The sequence below is a fragment of the Dysgonomonas gadei ATCC BAA-286 genome (assembly GCF_000213555.1).
In the GTDB taxonomy this organism is placed as follows: Bacteria; Bacteroidota; Bacteroidia; order Bacteroidales; family Dysgonomonadaceae; genus Dysgonomonas; species Dysgonomonas gadei.
On sequence record NZ_GL891998.1, the window covers coordinates 1 to 2,669 of the forward strand.

Annotated in this window: 2 protein-coding genes; both read left to right on the plus strand. The window is 43.5% G+C overall.

The window, feature by feature from the left end:
- Positions 1 to 164: 164 nt before the first annotated feature.
- The gene (gene istA, locus HMPREF9455_RS20500) at positions 165 to 1,769 is read left to right on the plus strand and encodes an IS21 family transposase (RefSeq protein WP_006801684.1); all 1,605 of its coding nucleotides are present in this window, start codon (positions 165 to 167) and stop codon (positions 1,767 to 1,769) included.
- Between the two features lie 48 nt (positions 1,770 to 1,817).
- On the plus strand, positions 1,818 to 2,585 hold the full coding sequence (gene istB, locus HMPREF9455_RS20505) for an IS21-like element helper ATPase IstB (protein WP_044216975.1): 768 nt from the start codon (positions 1,818 to 1,820) through the stop codon (positions 2,583 to 2,585).
- Positions 2,586 to 2,669 lie beyond the last annotated feature (84 nt).

Here is a 2,669-nt window from a genome sequence, read left to right on the forward strand (position 1 = left end):
TGTATAATATAATTGAAAAGTAGTCCACTAAAATAATTTAAAAGTATACCACCAGTTAAGTAAAATGTGTGAGAGCATCTAATAAAGCTCTACATTTTACTAACAAATATTAACATTATAAATTCCTTTGTGTATTAACCAACACAGAGGCTAAAATGATAACAATGGTGGAAAAACAAACAATTATTCACATGTACCGCACGGTTGGGTACAGTAAACGGGCTATAGCCAGGGAGTTGGATGTCAGCCGTAAGACCGTTCATAAAGTCATAGCCGAGTATGAAGCCGCATTAAACTGTGATGATCCTGAATCCTCTCTGGAATCGGTATTAACAATCCCCCCCCATTATAACAGTTCCCGGCGAGGCCGCCGTGTTATTGTCGGTAGCCTGAAAGATTTAATAGACGACTGTTTAGAGAAGAACGCTCGTAAACGTGCTATGGGCCTGAAGAAGCAGTGTATGCGGGGTAAGGATATCTACGAACTGTTAATAGATAAAGGCTTCCAGGTCAGCTATACGGGAGTTTGTAAATACATCGCTTCTGTTACTACCGAGAAGAAAGATGATAAATCATCCAAGGAAGCCTTTATCCGTGGTTATTATCCACCGGGAGAGTCCTGTGAGTTTGATTGGGGTGAAGTCAAGCTTTACTTAAATGGTAAGCTTCATCGCATCCAGATGGCGGTCTTTACCCTGAGCCATAGTAACGGCCGTTATGCCTGGCTGTTCCATCATCAGGACCAGTTAGCCTTCATGGAGTCACACCGCAACTTTTTCCGCCAGATAAAAGGTGTTCCCTCTATTATGGTCTATGACAATATGCGTGTGGCTATCAAAAAATTTGCAGGTGAAGAAAAGAAGCCCACCGATACCCTGCTACGCATGAGTAACTACTACCGCTACCATTACCGCTTCTGTAATGCCCGTGCCGGATGGGAAAAGGGGCATGTAGAGCGTTCTGTGGAGTATGTCCGGCGTAAAGCTTTCAGTATCAATCTTCATTATACCTCTCTGACCGATGCTCAGGATCACTTACTGGCTATCTGTGATAAGATCAACTCCCGCAGCGGCAGCCCTTCGACTATTAATAAAGTGGAAGAGTTGGCCGCAGACCTGGCTGCATTAAAACCCTATACCAATGAGATGGGATGCTTCCAGATGGCTGAGTACAAGGTAGACAAGTGGTCCACCATCTGTATGAACTGCTCCCACTACTCGGTTCCCGATACGCTGGTAGGCAAAATCGTTACCGTTAAGATGTACTCCGAGAAGATCGTTATCCTTTTTGGTAATGACAAAGTAGCCGTACACGAACGTATATACTCCCGCCAGAAAGGATGGTCCATCAAACTAGAACATTACCTGAACACCTTGTTGCGTAAGCCGGGAGCACTGAACACTTCCCTTGCATTAAAGCAAATGCCGGGGCCGATACAGGCCTTGTTCAACAAACATTTTACAGACAAGGCACGGGATTTTGTCTTCCTTTTACAGTATGCCAGAGAGAACAATTTTAGCGATAACCATATAATAGAAGCATACGCCTCATTGAAAGCGCGGGGCTTGAGAAGTATATCGGCAGACCAGATCAAAGCCATGATGTATACCAATAACGAGCCGCAAGCGGTTCATGACGAACCCATCTATCTGGACGACAGCCATAAGAACGGATCGGCCCTGATCGAAGACGGAGCCATGAGGATACTGATGGATCTATCGCGCATAATGGACACTGAGAACAATATAAAAATTATCACCAAAAATTAATAATCAGTTATGAGACAAGAAGTATTTAATATAAACAACAGTATGCAAATGGAAAACCTGAACGAAAAAGAAAGAGTATTTAACTATGCCAAAGAGCTTAAACTGCCTGTCCTGCGGGATGAACTCGACGACTTTATCACCTTGGCAACCGATGAAAACTGGTCGTACCGGGCCTTCATATGCCAGCTCTTAACCAAGGAAATGGACATGCGTATCGAGGCACGCCGCAAGCAGCGGATCAGGATAGCCGGATTCCCTGAACTAAAGTACCTTCAGGAACTGGTAAGGGAAGAGTTGCCTAAAGATGCACAAACAGCATTGCCTGAGCTTGAAACGCTGGAATTTATCAAGGATGGGCGCAATATCGTATTTTGCGGCAACCCGGGAACAGGCAAGACGCATATGTCCATAGGGCTGGGGATTAAAGCTTGCCTGGAGGGCTATACGGTCTTTTTTACTTCCGTACCGCGACTGCTTACACAAATCAGGGAATGCAGGTCTCAAAAAAGTCTCAGGCAGCTTGAAATGCGCTTCCAGAGATACGATATGGTCATCTGTGACGAGTTTGGATATGTCTCTTGTGATAAGGAAGGAGGAGAACTGCTCTTTAACCATCTGTCCCTAAGAGCCGGTAAGAGGTCTACAATCATTACAACAAATCTTGCTTTTGACAGATGGGGGGAAATAGTAAAGGATAAAGTTCTCGTGGCTGCCATGGTAGACAGACTCACGCATAAAGCATATCTTATCAATATGAATGGACAATCTTACAGAGTTAAAGAAACTAAAAAAATGTTACAATCTAATGAGGAATAAATATCTTTAACCAATCTCGTCCGAGACACTTAGTGGTATACTTTTCAATTACTAAGTGGACTACTTTTCAATTATATTATACAA